This is a genomic window from Pedobacter sp. B4419, assembly GCF_059693725.1.
Map to the genome: position 1 here is coordinate 969,860 of NZ_JCASSL010000002.1, position 15,523 is coordinate 985,382.

At 42.2% G+C, this 15,523-nt stretch carries 13 protein-coding genes; 5 read left to right on the forward strand and 8 right to left on the reverse strand.

Annotation, left to right across the window (positions count from 1 at the left end; translation table 11 throughout):
- Position 1: 1 nt before the first annotated feature.
- Positions 2 to 892 (reverse strand): hypothetical protein, encoded by an 891-nt coding sequence (locus AC570H_RS15735; protein WP_497356502.1) that lies wholly within the window; start codon positions 890 to 892, stop codon positions 2 to 4.
- Entirely contained in the window at positions 870 to 1,844 is a 975-nt protein-coding gene (locus tag AC570H_RS15740; RefSeq protein ID WP_497356504.1) for a stage II sporulation protein M, read from the reverse strand. Before AC570H_RS15740 ends, AC570H_RS15735 begins: the two co-directional genes overlap by 23 nt.
- Positions 1,845 to 1,938: 94 nt before the next feature.
- On the opposite strand from AC570H_RS15740, the gene AC570H_RS15745 reads away from it, so the two are divergent.
- Positions 1,939 to 2,667 carry an RDD family protein gene (locus tag AC570H_RS15745; RefSeq protein ID WP_497356506.1) on the forward strand — a complete coding sequence of 243 codons (729 nt, stop codon included), beginning with the start codon at positions 1,939 to 1,941 and terminating at the stop codon, positions 2,665 to 2,667.
- Here the strand turns inward: AC570H_RS15745 and AC570H_RS15750 are convergent, their stop codons facing one another.
- The 6 genes from AC570H_RS15750 to AC570H_RS15775 form a co-directional block, all read right to left on the reverse strand.
- Positions 2,668 to 3,306: an SGNH/GDSL hydrolase family protein gene (locus tag AC570H_RS15750; protein WP_497356508.1), complete on the reverse strand. Its 639-nt coding sequence runs from the start codon at positions 3,304 to 3,306 to the stop codon at positions 2,668 to 2,670.
- Positions 3,307 to 3,490: 184 nt separating this feature from the next.
- Positions 3,491 to 3,778, reverse strand: a complete 288-nt coding sequence (locus AC570H_RS15755) for a DUF2752 domain-containing protein (protein WP_497356510.1) — start codon at positions 3,776 to 3,778, stop codon at positions 3,491 to 3,493.
- A 60-nt stretch (positions 3,779 to 3,838) separates the two neighbouring features.
- Complete coding sequence (locus tag AC570H_RS15760) at positions 3,839 to 4,321, reverse strand: DUF5684 domain-containing protein (protein WP_497356511.1); 483 nt, start codon at positions 4,319 to 4,321, stop codon at positions 3,839 to 3,841.
- A gap of 142 nt (positions 4,322 to 4,463) precedes the next feature.
- On the reverse strand, positions 4,464 to 5,525 hold the full coding sequence (locus AC570H_RS15765; protein WP_497356513.1) for a serine hydrolase: 1,062 nt from the start codon (positions 5,523 to 5,525) through the stop codon (positions 4,464 to 4,466).
- Positions 5,526 to 5,783: 258 nt separating this feature from the next.
- Positions 5,784 to 6,524 (reverse strand): lipoyl(octanoyl) transferase LipB, encoded by a 741-nt coding sequence (lipB, locus tag AC570H_RS15770; protein WP_497356515.1) that lies wholly within the window; start codon positions 6,522 to 6,524, stop codon positions 5,784 to 5,786.
- A 10-nt stretch (positions 6,525 to 6,534) separates the two neighbouring features.
- Positions 6,535 to 7,176, reverse strand: coding sequence for a 4'-phosphopantetheinyl transferase family protein (locus AC570H_RS15775; protein ID WP_497356517.1), 642 nt, complete (start codon positions 7,174 to 7,176; stop codon positions 6,535 to 6,537).
- A 69-nt stretch (positions 7,177 to 7,245) separates the two neighbouring features.
- Between AC570H_RS15775 and dcd the strand changes: the two genes are divergently transcribed.
- The 4 genes from dcd (at position 7,246) to AC570H_RS15795 (ending at position 15,522) form a co-directional block, all read left to right on the forward strand.
- Positions 7,246 to 7,782, forward strand: a complete 537-nt coding sequence (gene dcd / locus AC570H_RS15780) for a dCTP deaminase (protein ID WP_497356519.1) — start codon at positions 7,246 to 7,248, stop codon at positions 7,780 to 7,782.
- 80 nt (positions 7,783 to 7,862) lie between these two features.
- Positions 7,863 to 10,562 carry a TonB-dependent receptor gene (locus AC570H_RS15785; protein ID WP_497356521.1) on the forward strand — a complete coding sequence of 900 codons (2,700 nt, stop codon included), beginning with the start codon at positions 7,863 to 7,865 and terminating at the stop codon, positions 10,560 to 10,562.
- Positions 10,563 to 10,669: 107 nt separating this feature from the next.
- Positions 10,670 to 13,090: a hypothetical protein gene (locus tag AC570H_RS15790; RefSeq protein ID WP_497356523.1), complete on the forward strand. Its 2,421-nt coding sequence runs from the start codon at positions 10,670 to 10,672 to the stop codon at positions 13,088 to 13,090.
- An 11-nt stretch (positions 13,091 to 13,101) separates the two neighbouring features.
- Entirely contained in the window at positions 13,102 to 15,522 is a 2,421-nt protein-coding gene (locus AC570H_RS15795) for a TonB-dependent receptor (RefSeq protein ID WP_497356525.1), read from the forward strand.
- The last annotated feature ends 1 nt before the right edge of the window (position 15,523 follow it).

Genomic DNA, 15,523 nt, shown 5'->3' on the forward strand with positions numbered 1-15,523 from the left:
ATTAATATTCCTCCGGTGTAAAAGGATGTTCGTCCGTAGTTTTTTCGCCGAAGCCTTCTATTTTTTGCATCAAGCCCAAGCTTTCTTTGCGCTCTACCAAGTTAAAATAAATGAATGCCGAGGCTACAAGGGGAATAATCATAAACACCTGCGAAAGCTGTTGGGCAATGGAAACAATTATGCCATAGCTACCCATCAATACTCCCTCATGTTGCATAAAGCCACTGGCCATAGAAATGACAATGGCCGGCACCTGTATCACCATAGCGCAGGCATAATAGATAAAGTACACCACCAATATGGTGGCAAAGGTAATCCACCACTCATTTTTTACCAGCTGAAATGCGCGGTTAAACGAAAATGAAAACCCGGCATTTTCAAAAACGAGGACAGCATAAAAAATAAATATTGCCGGCATTACATAAAAACCGGGAATGATGCAGCAGATGAAGCAAAGCATGCCAAAAAGCGTCATTATGATGCCGCTCCCCAGCATCCGGAAGAAGTAATATTTAAAATACGACCATACTTCTGCTACTGTTGGCGCCACATTTCCTTTTCTGATGTACAAAGCAACGTAAGACAAAACCGTGAGGCCTATCGATGTATAGTTGAGGATCAAAAAAACAATCATCATCAGGTAGCTAAACGTAAAGCTGCGAAGCATTATAAATGGGTTATCTGCAGATGCGAACCTACTGCCGTCATCTAAAAGACCTTTGAGCTGCAATTGGATAAAGATGGAATTCAATGCACTGGCTAACAAAAAGAAGCCACACAAAGAGAGATAAGCCTTTAGCAGGGGCTTGATATTTTGTTTGATAAAATGAATGGTATCGTTAATGATATCTCCAAACTCACGAATTTTCCTAAATTCTATTTTCTCTTTCATCTGATACAGACTGAGTGCGTTTAACTAATTTAATTGGATAAATGATCACATACCAGACCATAAAGTAAAGCGAACCGGCCAAGATACTAATGCTTAGCCAAATGGGCATTCCGGTGTGACGGGTAATAAAACTTTCGAAAAAGGCAGCCAGCAGAATAATCGGGATAATTCCCAATGCAATCTTAGTGGCATCTTTGGCACTGTTCTTAAAGGCTACTGCCCGGGTATAGGTTCTCGGGAAGAGCAAGCCGTGGCCCAAAACCAATCCGGCGCCACCAGCTATAATAATCGAAAGGATTTCTAAGGTGCCGTGTATCCAAATCACCAAAATAGATTCGGCACCAAGACCTTTGCTAAAAAAGTAATATTCAAATGCACCAATCATGATACCATTCCTCATCATGGCAAATACTGGGCCTATCGAAAGGAAGATTCCGCTTACAATGGTAACCAAGGTTACCCATATATTGTTAGAGGCAATCATTAGAAACATGGTAAATTCGCTATCTTGTTTGTATACGCCAAAAGGATCGCCTTTGGCTATATTCTCATTCGTCATGTTTACGTAGCCATCGCCCAAAATCAGTCTCAAGAAACTTTCGTCGTATTTAGCCGAAAGGATGCCGATGCTCATTGATATGATAAAAAAGAGAAACGAATACAGCAGCTGCCTGCGATATTTATGGAACAACAAGGGCAGTTCGAACTTCCAAAAGCGTGTAAAACGGCTCGTATTTTCTTTCTTGTTTTTGTAAATGGCCTGATGCAGCAAGGAGGCGATGCCATTTAGATAAGAAGTGGTTTTAGACTTCGGATAAAAAGTTTTGGCATAAGCCAAATCATTGGTAATATCTATAAAGCGCTGCGCCAGCTCATCTGGATTATTGGTTTGCAGCAGCTCATAGCTCTTCCATTTTTCGGCATTCTGCTTCACAAACAGCGCTTCTCTCATAGGTAGATTTTCCGGGTCTAGAATTTTTGTGTTAAAATAAAACAAAAATTTTATTAGTCAACAAAAATTAAAAAACGATATTATATTTGGGACTATGGAAACGGTAAAGGTAAACACAAGCCAACATGTAGACATTGACTATCCTGTTGCAGGCGTAGGCGAACGGATGGCCGGGTGGCTGATAGATATTGCTGCTTTGGCAATTGGTTTCATCATCATTGCCTTGGCTTTAAGCATGGGCTCTGCAATGGGGTCGATTATTTCTAACACCGTCTTTATCATTTACGCGGCTATCTTTTTGTTTTACGACCTGCTGTCGGAAATTTTCCTGAACGGCCAAACCCTGGGCAAGAAACTGCTCAAAACAAAAGTAGTCAGCCTTGATGGCGGTCAGCCTACCTTGGGCCAGTATTTTATCCGCTGGGTGTTTAGGATTGTAGATTTCCCCTTAACGGCCTGGGCGGGGGGCTTTCTTACCGTTGTACTTTCAGACAACAAACAACGCATCGGTGATATTGTAGCGGGCACAACCGTTATCAAAACCGTTCCACGCACCAAATTGGAACATGTGGCTTTTCACCCCACCGCACCCGAATACATTCCTGTTTTTGAAAGTGTACATCATTTAAACGACAGGGAAATAGAACTGGTACACGAGGTGCTGAATGCCTATTATAAAACATTGAATGCGAACCTGGTTTATCAAATGGCAGCCAAGCTTTCTAATCACCTGCAGGTGGGCATCCCAGAAGGCATGAACGAGCTTGATTTTTTAAAGACGGTGGTAATGGATTATAACCAGGTTACCTCTAGGGCGGTATAGCTATTTGAAATTTCCTTGCACGGCACTACTCACCTTAACGGCCCACTCTCCATACATCTTGCCCGAAGGATGCAAACCATCTGATGCTACTAAAGCCGCATCTGTTGCTGCATTTCGAGAAGCCGGTGTAATATCGGTATAGCTGATGCCCAAGGCCAAGGTTTCTTCTTTGTTAATGGCATTAAAGGCATCTATTTCCTGTGCGATGGTTTGGATATTGCGTCCACTGTTTTTGCCAAAGGGAGTTACGCCCCAATCGGGAATGGAAACCACAAAAACATGTTTTTTATTGTTACCCGCAAAAGCAATTGCGGTTTGCAACAGTTCCTTGAACTCTTTTCGGTAAGTGCTTTGGGAATTGCCGCGGTATTGGTTATTTACGCCAATCAACAGCGTAACGATATCAAACGAAGTTTTGAGGTTAGCGGCTGTAATGGCAGTCTGCAATTCATCGGTAGTCCAGCCGGTTTTGGCAATGATTTTTGGGGTTTGCACATTCAGGTTTTGCATTTTGAGCTGTGCAACCAGCTGATAGGGAAAGGATTCGTTGGCAGTAACGGCTTCGCCAATGGTATACGAATCGCCAAGGGCTAAATAAGTTAAAGACGTGCCCTGTGGCACTACTGGATCAATAATCATATTAGATGCGGTGTTTTTATCGCAGCTCAATAATAAACAAAATGACAGAAAAATACCGCTAATTTTCATCGGCTTTAAATATATTTTCAATGGTGATGAAGCTACCATAATTTAGATGTTCCACCAATTTGACTGTAAGGTTCATCAAGTTAATTTACGGAATTTGATGTAACCTGGTTTTTGGCTAATGCAATTGATGCGTTATGATTTTATAGGTATAGTTAATCACCACTACAATTCCGGTAGCAAAGTAAAGCACCTTGAGCCATTTGGCTTCAGTGTTCCATTTGAAGCCATAGCTTAATGCAGTTGCGATGGCACTGGCCAAAAACAATAAAGTGGGTGAATACAACTGGAAACTTTCCTGCCAGTTTCCATGCAGCAAGGCTAAAAGGGAGCGCTGAAAGCCACATCCCGGACAATCGATCCCCGTAAGGTACTTAAATGGACAGGGCAATAAAAAACTATCCACCTTGTTAAAAACGGCTAACAAAGTGGATAGGCTATAAATAGTCAATAATTGCAATTGATATTAAGCTTCAGGATTACTAGGTGGGGTTGGCGGATTTTTAAACGGTCCATTTGGATTATTGTACGGATTGCCTCCGAAAGGATTTTGTGCTTCTGCAGCCGATGGGCCTAAATATTTGGCACTACCAAAGCCTAAAATTGGCCAGAAAATAAAGCCTAGAAGAAACAGCCCAACGGTAAAGCCCTCGGTTTTGCCAAAGCTTTTGCTCACCAAGTTTAAGAGCCAGATTACAAATACAAAGTTAATGCAAGGCAAGATGCACCATAAAAGCCAGATGCCAGGTTTACCTACAATTTCAATCATCACATAAATATTGTAGATGGGAATGATTGCTGCCCAACCGGGCTTGCCTGCCTTTTCGAAGGCTTTCCACATACCGGCAATTGATATAATACCAATTGCAAAGCTAATGACAAAAAAAGTGAGCCCAATACCTGCTAAGATACCAGCTCCTCCGGACGAATAGTCTGACGAGTAATCCATAATTTAATTTGAGTTTTTAGTTTTTAGTTAACCTAAAGTTAAAACTTCCAGTTAAACATCAAAATAAATCAAGGTTATTTTTTCCCACATTACCTATTGGCCGTGAGACAATTAGGAAACACCACAGTATAGCGGTATTTTCTTATTGTAACGCTTCTGTTAGCTTCTTCCTAAAGTTGGCATTGGTAAGGATACTGCCCTCAAAACTGCCAAAATTTTTGTTTACCAAGGCACTTTCTGCAGTGCTGAGATCATTAAAGAAAAACGCACAGGCAACCTTTGCTCCGTTTTTTGGATTTGCATAGAACGCGTCGGTCAGCACAAAAGCCGTAGAACCTCCCTTTTGTCCTAGGTGATTAAATAGCTGTTGATTACCCGCAAAGGCCATCGGCCATTCCATTACACTTTCTAATACGGTTTGCGCTTCGGCATTAAAAAATTGTCGCGAGGCTATTTTCTGCATCAGTTGTGCATAATTGGATGTGGTAGCTCCCACTAAACGGTCGGACCATACCTTTTGGATGTTCATAGAAAGGTTGGCAAAACTAAACTGCCTGCTATAATTTGGATCTGTTTTGAGCAATTGATGCGCCTCCTTGCATTTTTGATGGTAAACTGCCAGAGGCATAGCCTTCAATTCGCCTATCCATTGCTCTTCGTTCTTGCCTTCAGGCTTTAAACAAACCATGATGGCCGATGCCGTAAAATAGTACAAAGGCTGATGTCCTTTTAAGCCCAGTTCATCTAAATTCTTGTTGATATTGGCCAAACCCAACAAATCTTGCAGGTATTCGGTATTGGCATTAGAACTGAACCTGATCATCCCTTGGGCCACTTGGAGCAAGATTACGCTATCGGTAGCCGATTTGCCCAATGACTTGAGCCAATTGGGATGTGCCTGTCCATCGGTATTGGGAATATAATATTTGGCTAAATCTTTTACAGCAACATTGCCTAAGGGTGAAATCTTTTTAGCGGCCACTTGCTTGGCAAATTCTATAGCAATAATGGTTTTAGCGGCACTAGCCAAGGGCATTGTCTGATTACCATTAAAATCAATAGTCGTTTGCCCATTTTCTATGAGGTAAACCGATGCCTTTTTAGGATTTTGTTTGATCAAACTGATCAATTCATCCAAGTTTTGGGCCATGGCTATACTTTGGGATAAACAGGCAAATAAAATCAAGGTGATTATCTTCATCATAAGAGACTAATTGCTATTAGATGCTAAATTATAAATATTTCAGCATTTTGTGTCGCTTAACCCGATTGCTGTTTGTTGCCAGGCAAATCCGAAGCTGCCAACATTTAAGTTTTGTACAAACCCGAATTACCTAAACCCGATGGGAGCGGGCACGAAGTAAAGCGGACAGTGGGGCTGCAATTGCCATGAAATGTTGCCTGCGCTTTTCAAAAAAACACCATACAGCATTATTTAAAAGGACCTTAAATCGAAAGCTATCTAGTGCAGTTTCATCCCAAAGAGTTGGGCAATATGGTTTTTCAGTTTTTCTTTTACTTCATCAATAGGCACTTCCCTGCCCAATTCGCGCTTTAGGGAAGTAACGTCTTTATCATCAATGCCACAGGGCACGATATTTTTAAAATAATCGAGATCGGTATTTACGTTAAACGCAAAGCCATGCATGGTTACCCAACGACTGCAACGTACCCCTAATGCGCAAATTTTACGGGCTTTTTCATTATCGGCATCTAGCCAAACACCCGTATAGCCTGGGTAGCGACCGGCAACAATGCCATAATCGGCCAAGGTTTGGATCACTGCTTCTTCAAGCATTCTCAGGTAGAGGTGTATATCAGTAAAAAAGTGGTCCAGATCGAGGATTGGATAACCTACAATCTGCCCCGGACCGTGATAGGTGATATCGCCACCCCGATTGATCTTGTAGTAAGTAGCTTCTTTTTCTTTCAGCCCCTGCTCATCGAGCAACAGGTTTTCTGGATGCCCGCTCTTGCCCAAGGTATATACATGCGGATGTTCGCAAAATACCAGATAATCGGGTGTTGGAACAGTGGTTTCTTCAGTACGGTTTTTGGTTTTCAAAGCTACTGTGGCATTAAACAGTTCTTCCTGTTTGTCCCAAGCTTTTTGGTAATCGATTAGCCCCCAATCCAAAAAAGCTACTTTTGTTTTTGCATCAGTAGCCACTGGCACTTCATTACTCAAATTTTTGTTTTCCATATCTGTTTCCCTAAGCTACCACATAGCCGAGCATGTAACCGTCGTTGGTTTTAAAATAGCTCACGGTCAATTCTTTGGTGCCTTCGGGCAAATCAACCAAAGCCTGTAAAGAACCCTCTTTTTTTAGCTTGAAGGGCTTAATGTGAATGTGTTGCCTAAATTCCAGTCCCTTTTTGCCGTGCCACTTGTAAATGGCTTCTTTGGCGCACCAGCTTACATAAAGGCCGTCTATGTTATCGCCAATTTGTTTTTGGGCCAGCTCTACATCCGAAAGAAACTTATGCTTGATGCTTTTTATTTTATGCTTGATCAGTTCGATATCAACCCCTACTTTCTTGTCTTTACCCACAATTACGGCAGCATAATCATAAGAGTGGCTTAAAGAAATGTGTGTATCTGAATTAACCAGGTAAGGTTTGCCATGTTCGTCCATTCGGCAATCGATATAATCGGCAGTATTGAGCATGGTGCGCAACAATACCCTTGTGCCCAACCAATGTAGGGCACGTTTGCCGTTACTTAAAGAAGCGATTACATCCAGTTCGTGCTGCTTCAATTGCAGGCTGGCTAAAAGCTGCTCTTCGGTTTCTTCGATTTTCCATACGGCGAGTATGGTTTGGTCGTCAATTTTTCTATTAAAAACTATTGGCATCTCTTATTTAGAAAATCAATACAAAAGTATCTTAAATTAATCATAATTTAGTCCAAAATAACTCATAAAATGATACTCTCAGACAAACTGATACTTGAGGAAATAGATAAGGGCACCATTATTATAGAGCCTTTTAACATAGATTGTTTGGGCACCAACTCTTACGACGTACATCTGGGCAAATATTTGGCCACTTATAAAGACCGTGTTTTAGATGCCAAGGCCCATAATCAAATAGACCATTTCGAGATTCCGAAAGAGGGATATGTACTGCAACCGGGCACCTTGTACCTGGGCGTAACCCTCGAATATACCGAAACTCATGCCCATGTTCCCTTTTTGGAAGGCAAGAGCAGCACCGGTCGGCTGGGCATAGACATCCATGCCACCGCTGGCAAGGGCGATGTTGGCTTTTGCAATACCTGGACGTTAGAAATTTCTTGTGCCCAGCCTGTTAGGGTGTATGCGGGCATGCCTATTGGGCAACTGATCTACTTTGTGGTTGACGGCAGCATTGCCAATATGTACAACACTAAAAGCAACGCCAAGTACAACAACAAAACCACCAAGCCGGTAGAAAGCATGATGTGGAAGAATACTTTTTAGCAATCAACTAGCTTTTTAATTGATTTATTGTAATAAAGCCTTAGGTTTTTGTAACTTAAGGCTTTATTTTTTAACACACAATGAAAAAGAATCTGCTTCTCTTAACCGTTGCCTTATTTGCGCTATTCGGCTTTTCTGCATTTGCCATAGACGACGATCCATTTACCGCCCTGCTCAAAAAACTCGAGGAATACACTAAAAAATATCCGCAAGAGAAAATTTACCTGCACCTCGACAAGCCTTACTATGCCATCGGCGATAATATTTGGTTCAAGGCTTACGTAGTAGACACCAGGACATCAGAGCCCTCTAACATTAGCAACATCTTGTATGTAGAACTCATTAACGAAAGGGATTCCATTAAAAGACAGCTCAAATTGCCGATGCAAAGCGGCATTACCTGGGGCGATTTTAAACTGACCGATTCATTGGGCGAAGGCAATTACCGCATCAGGGCTTATACCCAATGGATGCGCAATGCAGGTCCGGATTTCTTTTTCGACAAAACCATTAAAATAGGCAACTCTTGGGCCAACAAGGTATTTACCAAAACCAAAAGCGTACTGAGTACCGAAAACAATGCCGAAAAGGTGAGCAGTACCGTGCAATTTACCGATAAAGACAGCAAACCTTATGTCGCCTGCGAGGTAAGCTACGAAGTGCAGCTCAGCTCCAGAAATATCACCAAAGGAAAAGCCACGACTAATAATGAGGGCGAAATTAACATCAGCTATACCAATACCCAGCCCAGTCTTTATAAATCAGGCAAAATTACCGCAACAATTACCCTGCCTAACAAACAAAAGGTAATTAAAAACATTCCGATCAAAACCACGGCCAACACCGTAGACGTGCAGTTTTTTCCGGAGGGGGGAGGCATGATAGAAGGCTTGCCAAATAAAATAGCCATTAAAGCGGTAAACGCGAGTGGACTCGGCGAAAATGTAAGCGGCACCATAGTAGACAACGAAGGTATAGAGCTATTAAAATTTGAAACCGCCTACCTGGGTATGGGTTCTTTGATCCTCAATCCATTACCTGGCAAAACCTATACGGCCAAAGTTAAATTGGCCAGTGGACTGGAAAAAAGCATTGCCCTACCCAAGGCAGCACCTAGTGGCTATGTGATGGCTGTAAATAATATAGATACCGGCAAAATGGCCATTAAGGTAATGATGACCGAAGACCTGATGAACAAAGGCGAACTGAAGTTGGTGGCGCAACACAATGGCAATGTATATTTTACCACCAAATTGCCTACGGCTAAACAATTGGTTTCTGTGAGTGCGCCAAAGGCCGAGTTTCCATCGGGCATTGTACAACTTACTCTTTTTACGCCAGACAACCAACCGGTTTGCGAGCGTTTGGCATTTGTGAACAATCCGAGCGACAAAATTGAGGTAACAGCACAAAACTTGAAACCAACTTATGCCACACGTGGCAATGTCAACTTCAGCTTCACCACTACCCACGAAGCTAAACCTATACGGGGCAGCTTTTCGGTTTCGGTAACCAATGCAACTACGGTAATACCCGATTTGGACAATGAGAGCAATATCCTTACCCGATTGTTGCTTACCTCAGACTTGACCGGCTATGTAGAAAAACCAAACCATTATTTTCTAAGCAATGACGCGAAAACAAGAACCGAACTTGACAACTTGTTGCTTACTCAGGGCTGGAGAAAAATAAGCTGGAAAAGCATTTTAAACAACCAAATGCCAGCACCAATATTTCAGCCAGAAAAAAACATGAAAATCAGTGGTACCATTACCAAAGGTGGCAAGCCCGTAGTAAAAGGAAGGGTATCACTTTTCTCTTCGTCGGGAGGCATGTTTGCAGTAGACACGCTAAGTGATGACAAAGGCAGGTTCAATTTCGATCAGATTTCTTTCGGCGACAGCACCAAATTTGTGGTACAGGCACGTACAGATAAGAACAACAAAAACGTACAGATAGACCTAGACATTACGCCTGGACAAATCGTAACGACCAATAAAAACACTGGCGATGTGGAGGTAAACGTAAACGAAAGCCTCCAATCATACCTTACCGCAAGTGGCCGCTATTTTGACGAACAGAGCAAAAGAGGGCTTTTAGATCGCACCATTATGCTCGATGAGGTGAAAATTGTGGAGAAGAAAAATCCGGCGCCAAACTCGGCCAACCTTAATGGGGCTGGCCATGCCGACCAGGTGTTTACCGCAAAAGAATTGGAGAATGCGATTTCGCTTTCGCAGTTTTTATCTGGCCGGATTGCCGGGGTTACCGTGACCAATGGCAAGGCCTATTCTATGCGTTCGATGGGCTTAAATGGCCGACAGCCGATGAGCATTGTTTTAGACGGCATGAACATGGGCGATGATTTTGACTTAGACAACATCGTGGTACAGGATGTAGAAAGCGTGGAGGTATTAAAAAGCATCGGGAATACTGCCATCTACGGAATGAATGGAGGCAACGGCGTATTGGTGATTACTTCTAAACGCGGCGGCAGCAGCAATTACAACAGGTATGCGCCGGGAATTGTGACCTACTCTCCGAAGGGCTTTTACTCGGTAAGGGAATTTTACTCGCCGAAATACGATACCAATCCAGATAGCAAACCCGATCTAAGGACTACGGTTTATTGGAATCCACAGGTGGTGTCTGATGTAACCGGAAAGGCAACTATCAACTATTTCAATACAGACCAAACCGGAACCTTTAGAATTGTAATTGAAGGAATAGACAACTTGGGCAACTTAGCGCGTAAGGTTTATACCTATACTGTAAATTAATGTGAATTATGGCTAATCTTTTTTAGCCATAAAATATAATGGAGGGCACAACTAGCTTCGGATGAATAGGCCGAAATGAATACCTATACGATTAACTAACCTAAACTATGTCAACTAAACTGAAACTTTCACTGGGATGCTTGCTTGCGTTGGCATGCATGGGCTTTAAAGGGCCAGATGACCCGCTTGAGAAACTATTGAAGCAACTGGCCAAACTCACTGCCAGCTACCCCCAAGAAAAAGTCCATTTGCATACAGACAAGCCTTATTATGCAGTGGGTGAAGACATCTGGTTTAAGGGCTATGTAATTACGGCAGAGAAAAACGAACCTTCCTTGCTGAGCAAAGTACTCTACGTAGACCTCATCGACAATAAAAATAACATCAGAAAAAAACTGACCCTGCCCCTGGAAAATGGACTGGCAAAGGGAAACATCAGCCTGTTGGATTCCTTGGAATCGGGCAATTATCGAATCAGGTCGTACACCAACTATATGCGCAATTTTTCTAATGATTTCTTCTTCGAGAAAGTAGTGAACATCAGGAGCGTTTTAGATACTGCGCAACAAAAAACAAAGAGTGCAAAGGTAGAGGTTAGTCTGCAGTTTTTCCCAGAAGGCGGCAACCTGGTTAACGAAATCAGAAGCAGGATAGGCTTAAAGGCAGTAAGTTCAGATGGCATGGGCATTAACCTATCTGGATATGTAATGAACAAGGCCAAAGAGAAGGTGGCCGAATTTACAACTACCCATGCAGGGATGGGCGTTTTTGCATTGACGCCACAAAAAAGCGAAAAATACACAGCCGTAATCACCTTCGAAGATGGGCGCAGCAAAATCTTCGATCTTCCTGCGGCACAAGAAAACGGCTATAGCTTAGCTGTTAATCAAACCGCTGATCAGATTAGCCTCAAAATCGCAGCTACGGCAAACATTGCAAATGAGGCCAAATCGATTATTGTAATCGGCCAGAGCAATGGTGTTGTTTACTCTACCTTTAAAGGGCTACTGGATAAAACCATCATGACAGCCAATCTGGCTAAAAGTAATTTTCCATCGGGTATTGCCGAATTTACGCTGTTTACAGAAGATTATCAGCCTATTGCAGAGCGTTTGATTTTTGTAAACAACAACGATGAACTCAAAATCAACATCAATAACAAGGGCACTAACGCAGGCACAAAAAAGAAAATGCAGTACAATTTGGAGGTAACAGATGCCAATAACAATCCAATTGATGGCAATTTTTCTATTGCGGTTACCAATGCCGATCAGGTACAGATCAATGAAGACGATGAAACGAGCATTTTTTCTAGCTTGTTGCTCAGTTCAGACTTGAGGGGCTTTATCGAAAAACCCAATTACTATTTCAATCTTGACAATCCCAATAGAGAAGAACAACTAGACAATCTGATGTTAACCCAAGGTTGGAGGCGCTTCGTGTGGAAGGACGTCATTGCAGACAAAGAACCACAAATTGCCTATCGTCCAGAGCAGAGCGTTGAAATTGGAGGAAAGATCACTTCAGCAGGCAACAAACCCCTGCCAAATGCAAACGTCAATCTTTTCTCGATTACGCAAGGCTTCAATCTCCAACTAGATACGCTTTCTGATTTGCGCGGAAACTTTGTATTCGATAGACTTGATGTTCCAGATAGTGCTACATTCCTCATCCAATCCAAACTGGGCAAAGACAATAAAAACATTGGTATTCTTGTAAACCAACGTCCGCAGGTACTGCCCTATACATTTGTGAACAGCTCGATTAATATTTTACCCTATGTACAATATACCAAAGACATGTTCTTTGAACTGGACAAATACAACAAATTAGACAAAGCCATCTTGCTAAAGCAGGTAAACATTACTGCAAAATTGCCATTCAAACCAGTATTGGCTACTCCAAACTCCTACAATACAAGCGGCAATTACGACTATATGCTTCCCCAAAAAGAAATCGAAAAATACGAAAGCATCTATACCGTCTTGTCTCGTGTGCCGGGTATATACATGCAAAATTCCAAATTTTACAAGATGGCGAGAAATTCGATCACCAGCAGAAAGCCTTTGTTACTCATGGTAGACGGCGTAGCAATTGACCAAGATGACGACCCGCTGTTCTTACGCACCATCAACACAAAGGACCTGGCCGCGATAGAAGTATTGGTAAGAAACTACAGCTTATCCATTTATGGTTCTGATGGTTCATCGGGCATTATCTATCTCACTTCAAAAAACGGAGTCGGAAAACCCGAGAAGGCAACCAATGTAGCCAAGGTGAGCAATATCGGCTATACGGCATCAAAAGAGTTTTATGTGCCCGATTACGATGATCCCAAAACCGATCAGCAGATGCGCGATTTGAGAAGCACTGTTTATTGGAATCCGAATATCAATACTTCGGTTTATGGCAAAGCCGATTTCAGTTATTTCAACACTAGTTTGCCCGGCAAATATAGAATTGTAGTAGAAGGCACAGACAATTATGGACTAATGGGCCGCAAAGTTTATACCTATACCGTAAATTAACACAAATGCGTATGTCAGGGAAACTGAAAATGATTGTTTTAGGCGTGTTTGCAATCGCATGCCTCAGCTTTAAGGCTGGCGATCCGCTTGAAAAAATACTGAAGCAACTGGCCAAACTTACCGCCACGTATCCGCAAGAAAAAGTGCACCTGCATACCGACAAGCCCTATTATGCCGTAGGCGAAGACATTTGGTTTAAAAGCTATGTAGTAACTGCCGAGAAAAACGAACCTTCTTTGCTGAGCAAAATACTTTATGTAGACCTGATAGACGAAAACAATGTGATCAGGAAAAAACTGACCCTGCCTATCGAAGACGGTTTGGCCAATGGCAATATCAATTTGGTAGACAGCTTGCCATCTGGCAATTACCGCATTAGGTCGTATACCAATTATATGCGCAATTTTTCCGCTGATTTCTTTTTTGAAAAGCCACTTAAAATTGGCAACGTACTCGACACTGCAGAAAAAACGACAAAAGTCAAAAAATCGGGCATCAGCCTCAAGTTCTTCCCTGAAGGTGGCAATTTGGTGAGTGGCATCAGAAGCAAGGTTGGCCTTAAGGCACAAGCTCCCGATGGCAATGGTGTAAACCTAAAAGGATACATCCTCAATAAAGCCAAGGAAAAAGTAGCAGAATTTGACACCGAGCATGCAGGAATGGGCGTATTCGCCTTTACTCCGCTCAAGAACGAAAAATATACAGCAGTAGCTAGCCTTGCCGAGGGTGAAACAGAATCGTTTGAGCTTCCCATAGTTGAAGAGAGTGGCTATAGCCTCGCCATAAGCCAAACTAACGACAAGGTTAATTTCAGAATTGCCGCAAGTAGCGATATGATTAATATTGGTAAGGAAATTATTGTGATTGGGCAAGCAAATGGGATCATCTATTCTACTTTTAGAGGGAAAATTGATGGTCCAGTTATGGTAACCGACCTACAAAAAGACGACTTTCCTACTGGGATTGTGCAGTTTACTTTATTTACCGGCGATTACAAACCCATCGCAGAACGCCTGCTTTTTATTGACCATAAAGATCAGCTCCAAATAGTCCTTAGCAACGAGAACACACTTTCAGCTACCAAAAAGAAAATGCAGTACAGCATGCAGGTAACCGATAACAATAATAACCCTATCGATGGCAACTTCTCTGTTGCTGTAACCGATGCCGGCAAAGTAAAAATAAAGGAAGACGAAGAAACAAGTATATTTTCCAACCTCTTGCTCACTTCCGATTTGAAAGGCTATATCGAACAGCCCAATTATTACTTCAATGCAGCTAACCCAGACCGAGAAAAACACCTAGACAACCTGTTACTTACCCAAGGTTGGCGCCGTTTTGTATGGCAGGAAGTAATTGAGGAGAAAGAGCCTGAAATTGCCTACAGGCCAGAACAAAGCCTGGAAATTGTGGGTAAGGCTACTACCTGGGGCAATAAGCCCTTGGCCAATGCAAAAGTTAGCCTCTTTTCTACTACACCAGGTCTGTTGCTCAAGCTCGATACCTTATCTGATTCCAAAGGCAATTTCTTTTTTGACAGGCTCGATGTTTCAGACAGTTCTTCGTTCTTGGTACAGACCAAATTTGGCAAAGACAATCCCAACTCAAATATTGCCATTATACAACGACCTGCCGTACAGCCATATGTGCTTGCTGGAGAATCATTCAGTATACTTCCCTATCTGCAAAGCACCAAAGCGCGCTATACCGAAATGGACAAATACCAAAAGCTAGACAAGGGAATCATGCTTAAAGCGGTAAATATTGTGGCCAAGCCCATATTAAAGCCCTCAATAAATGTCCGAAATTCGGTAAACATCAGTGGGGCGGTTGATTATGTAATCGATAAAAAAACGCTTTCTAAAGAGACGTATATATTAACGCCCTTCACAAGGGTTCCGGGCATATACACCAAAAATGGCATGATATTCAGAATGAGAAGGGGGTCTATTTTAACCAAAAGACCAATGTTGCTCGTGGTAGATGGTGTGCAGATAGATCAAGCGAAAGATCCTCAATTTATCAATTCGATAAATCCATTAGATCTAGAAGGTATTGAGGTATTGACCTCTGATTATAACTTATCAGTATTTGGTCCAGACGCTGGTGATGGAGTGATTTTTATCACTACCAAAAGAGGAGGCGATTTGGAAGCCATAAAAGCTACCAATGTAGCCAGAATAAGCAAGTTTGGCTATACCAAAATGAAGCAGTTTTATGTGCCCGATTATGAAAACCCAAAAACAGATCAACAGATGCTTGATCTGCGTAGCACCGTTTATTGGAATCCCAATGTAACTACCGATGCAAAAGGCAAAGCAAGCTTTAGTTTCTTCAATACCGATAGTCCTGGTACTTATCGCGTTACCATAGAAGGCATAGACAGTTTTGGAAAGATGGCCAGAAAAGTCTATACTTATGAAGTAAAATAAT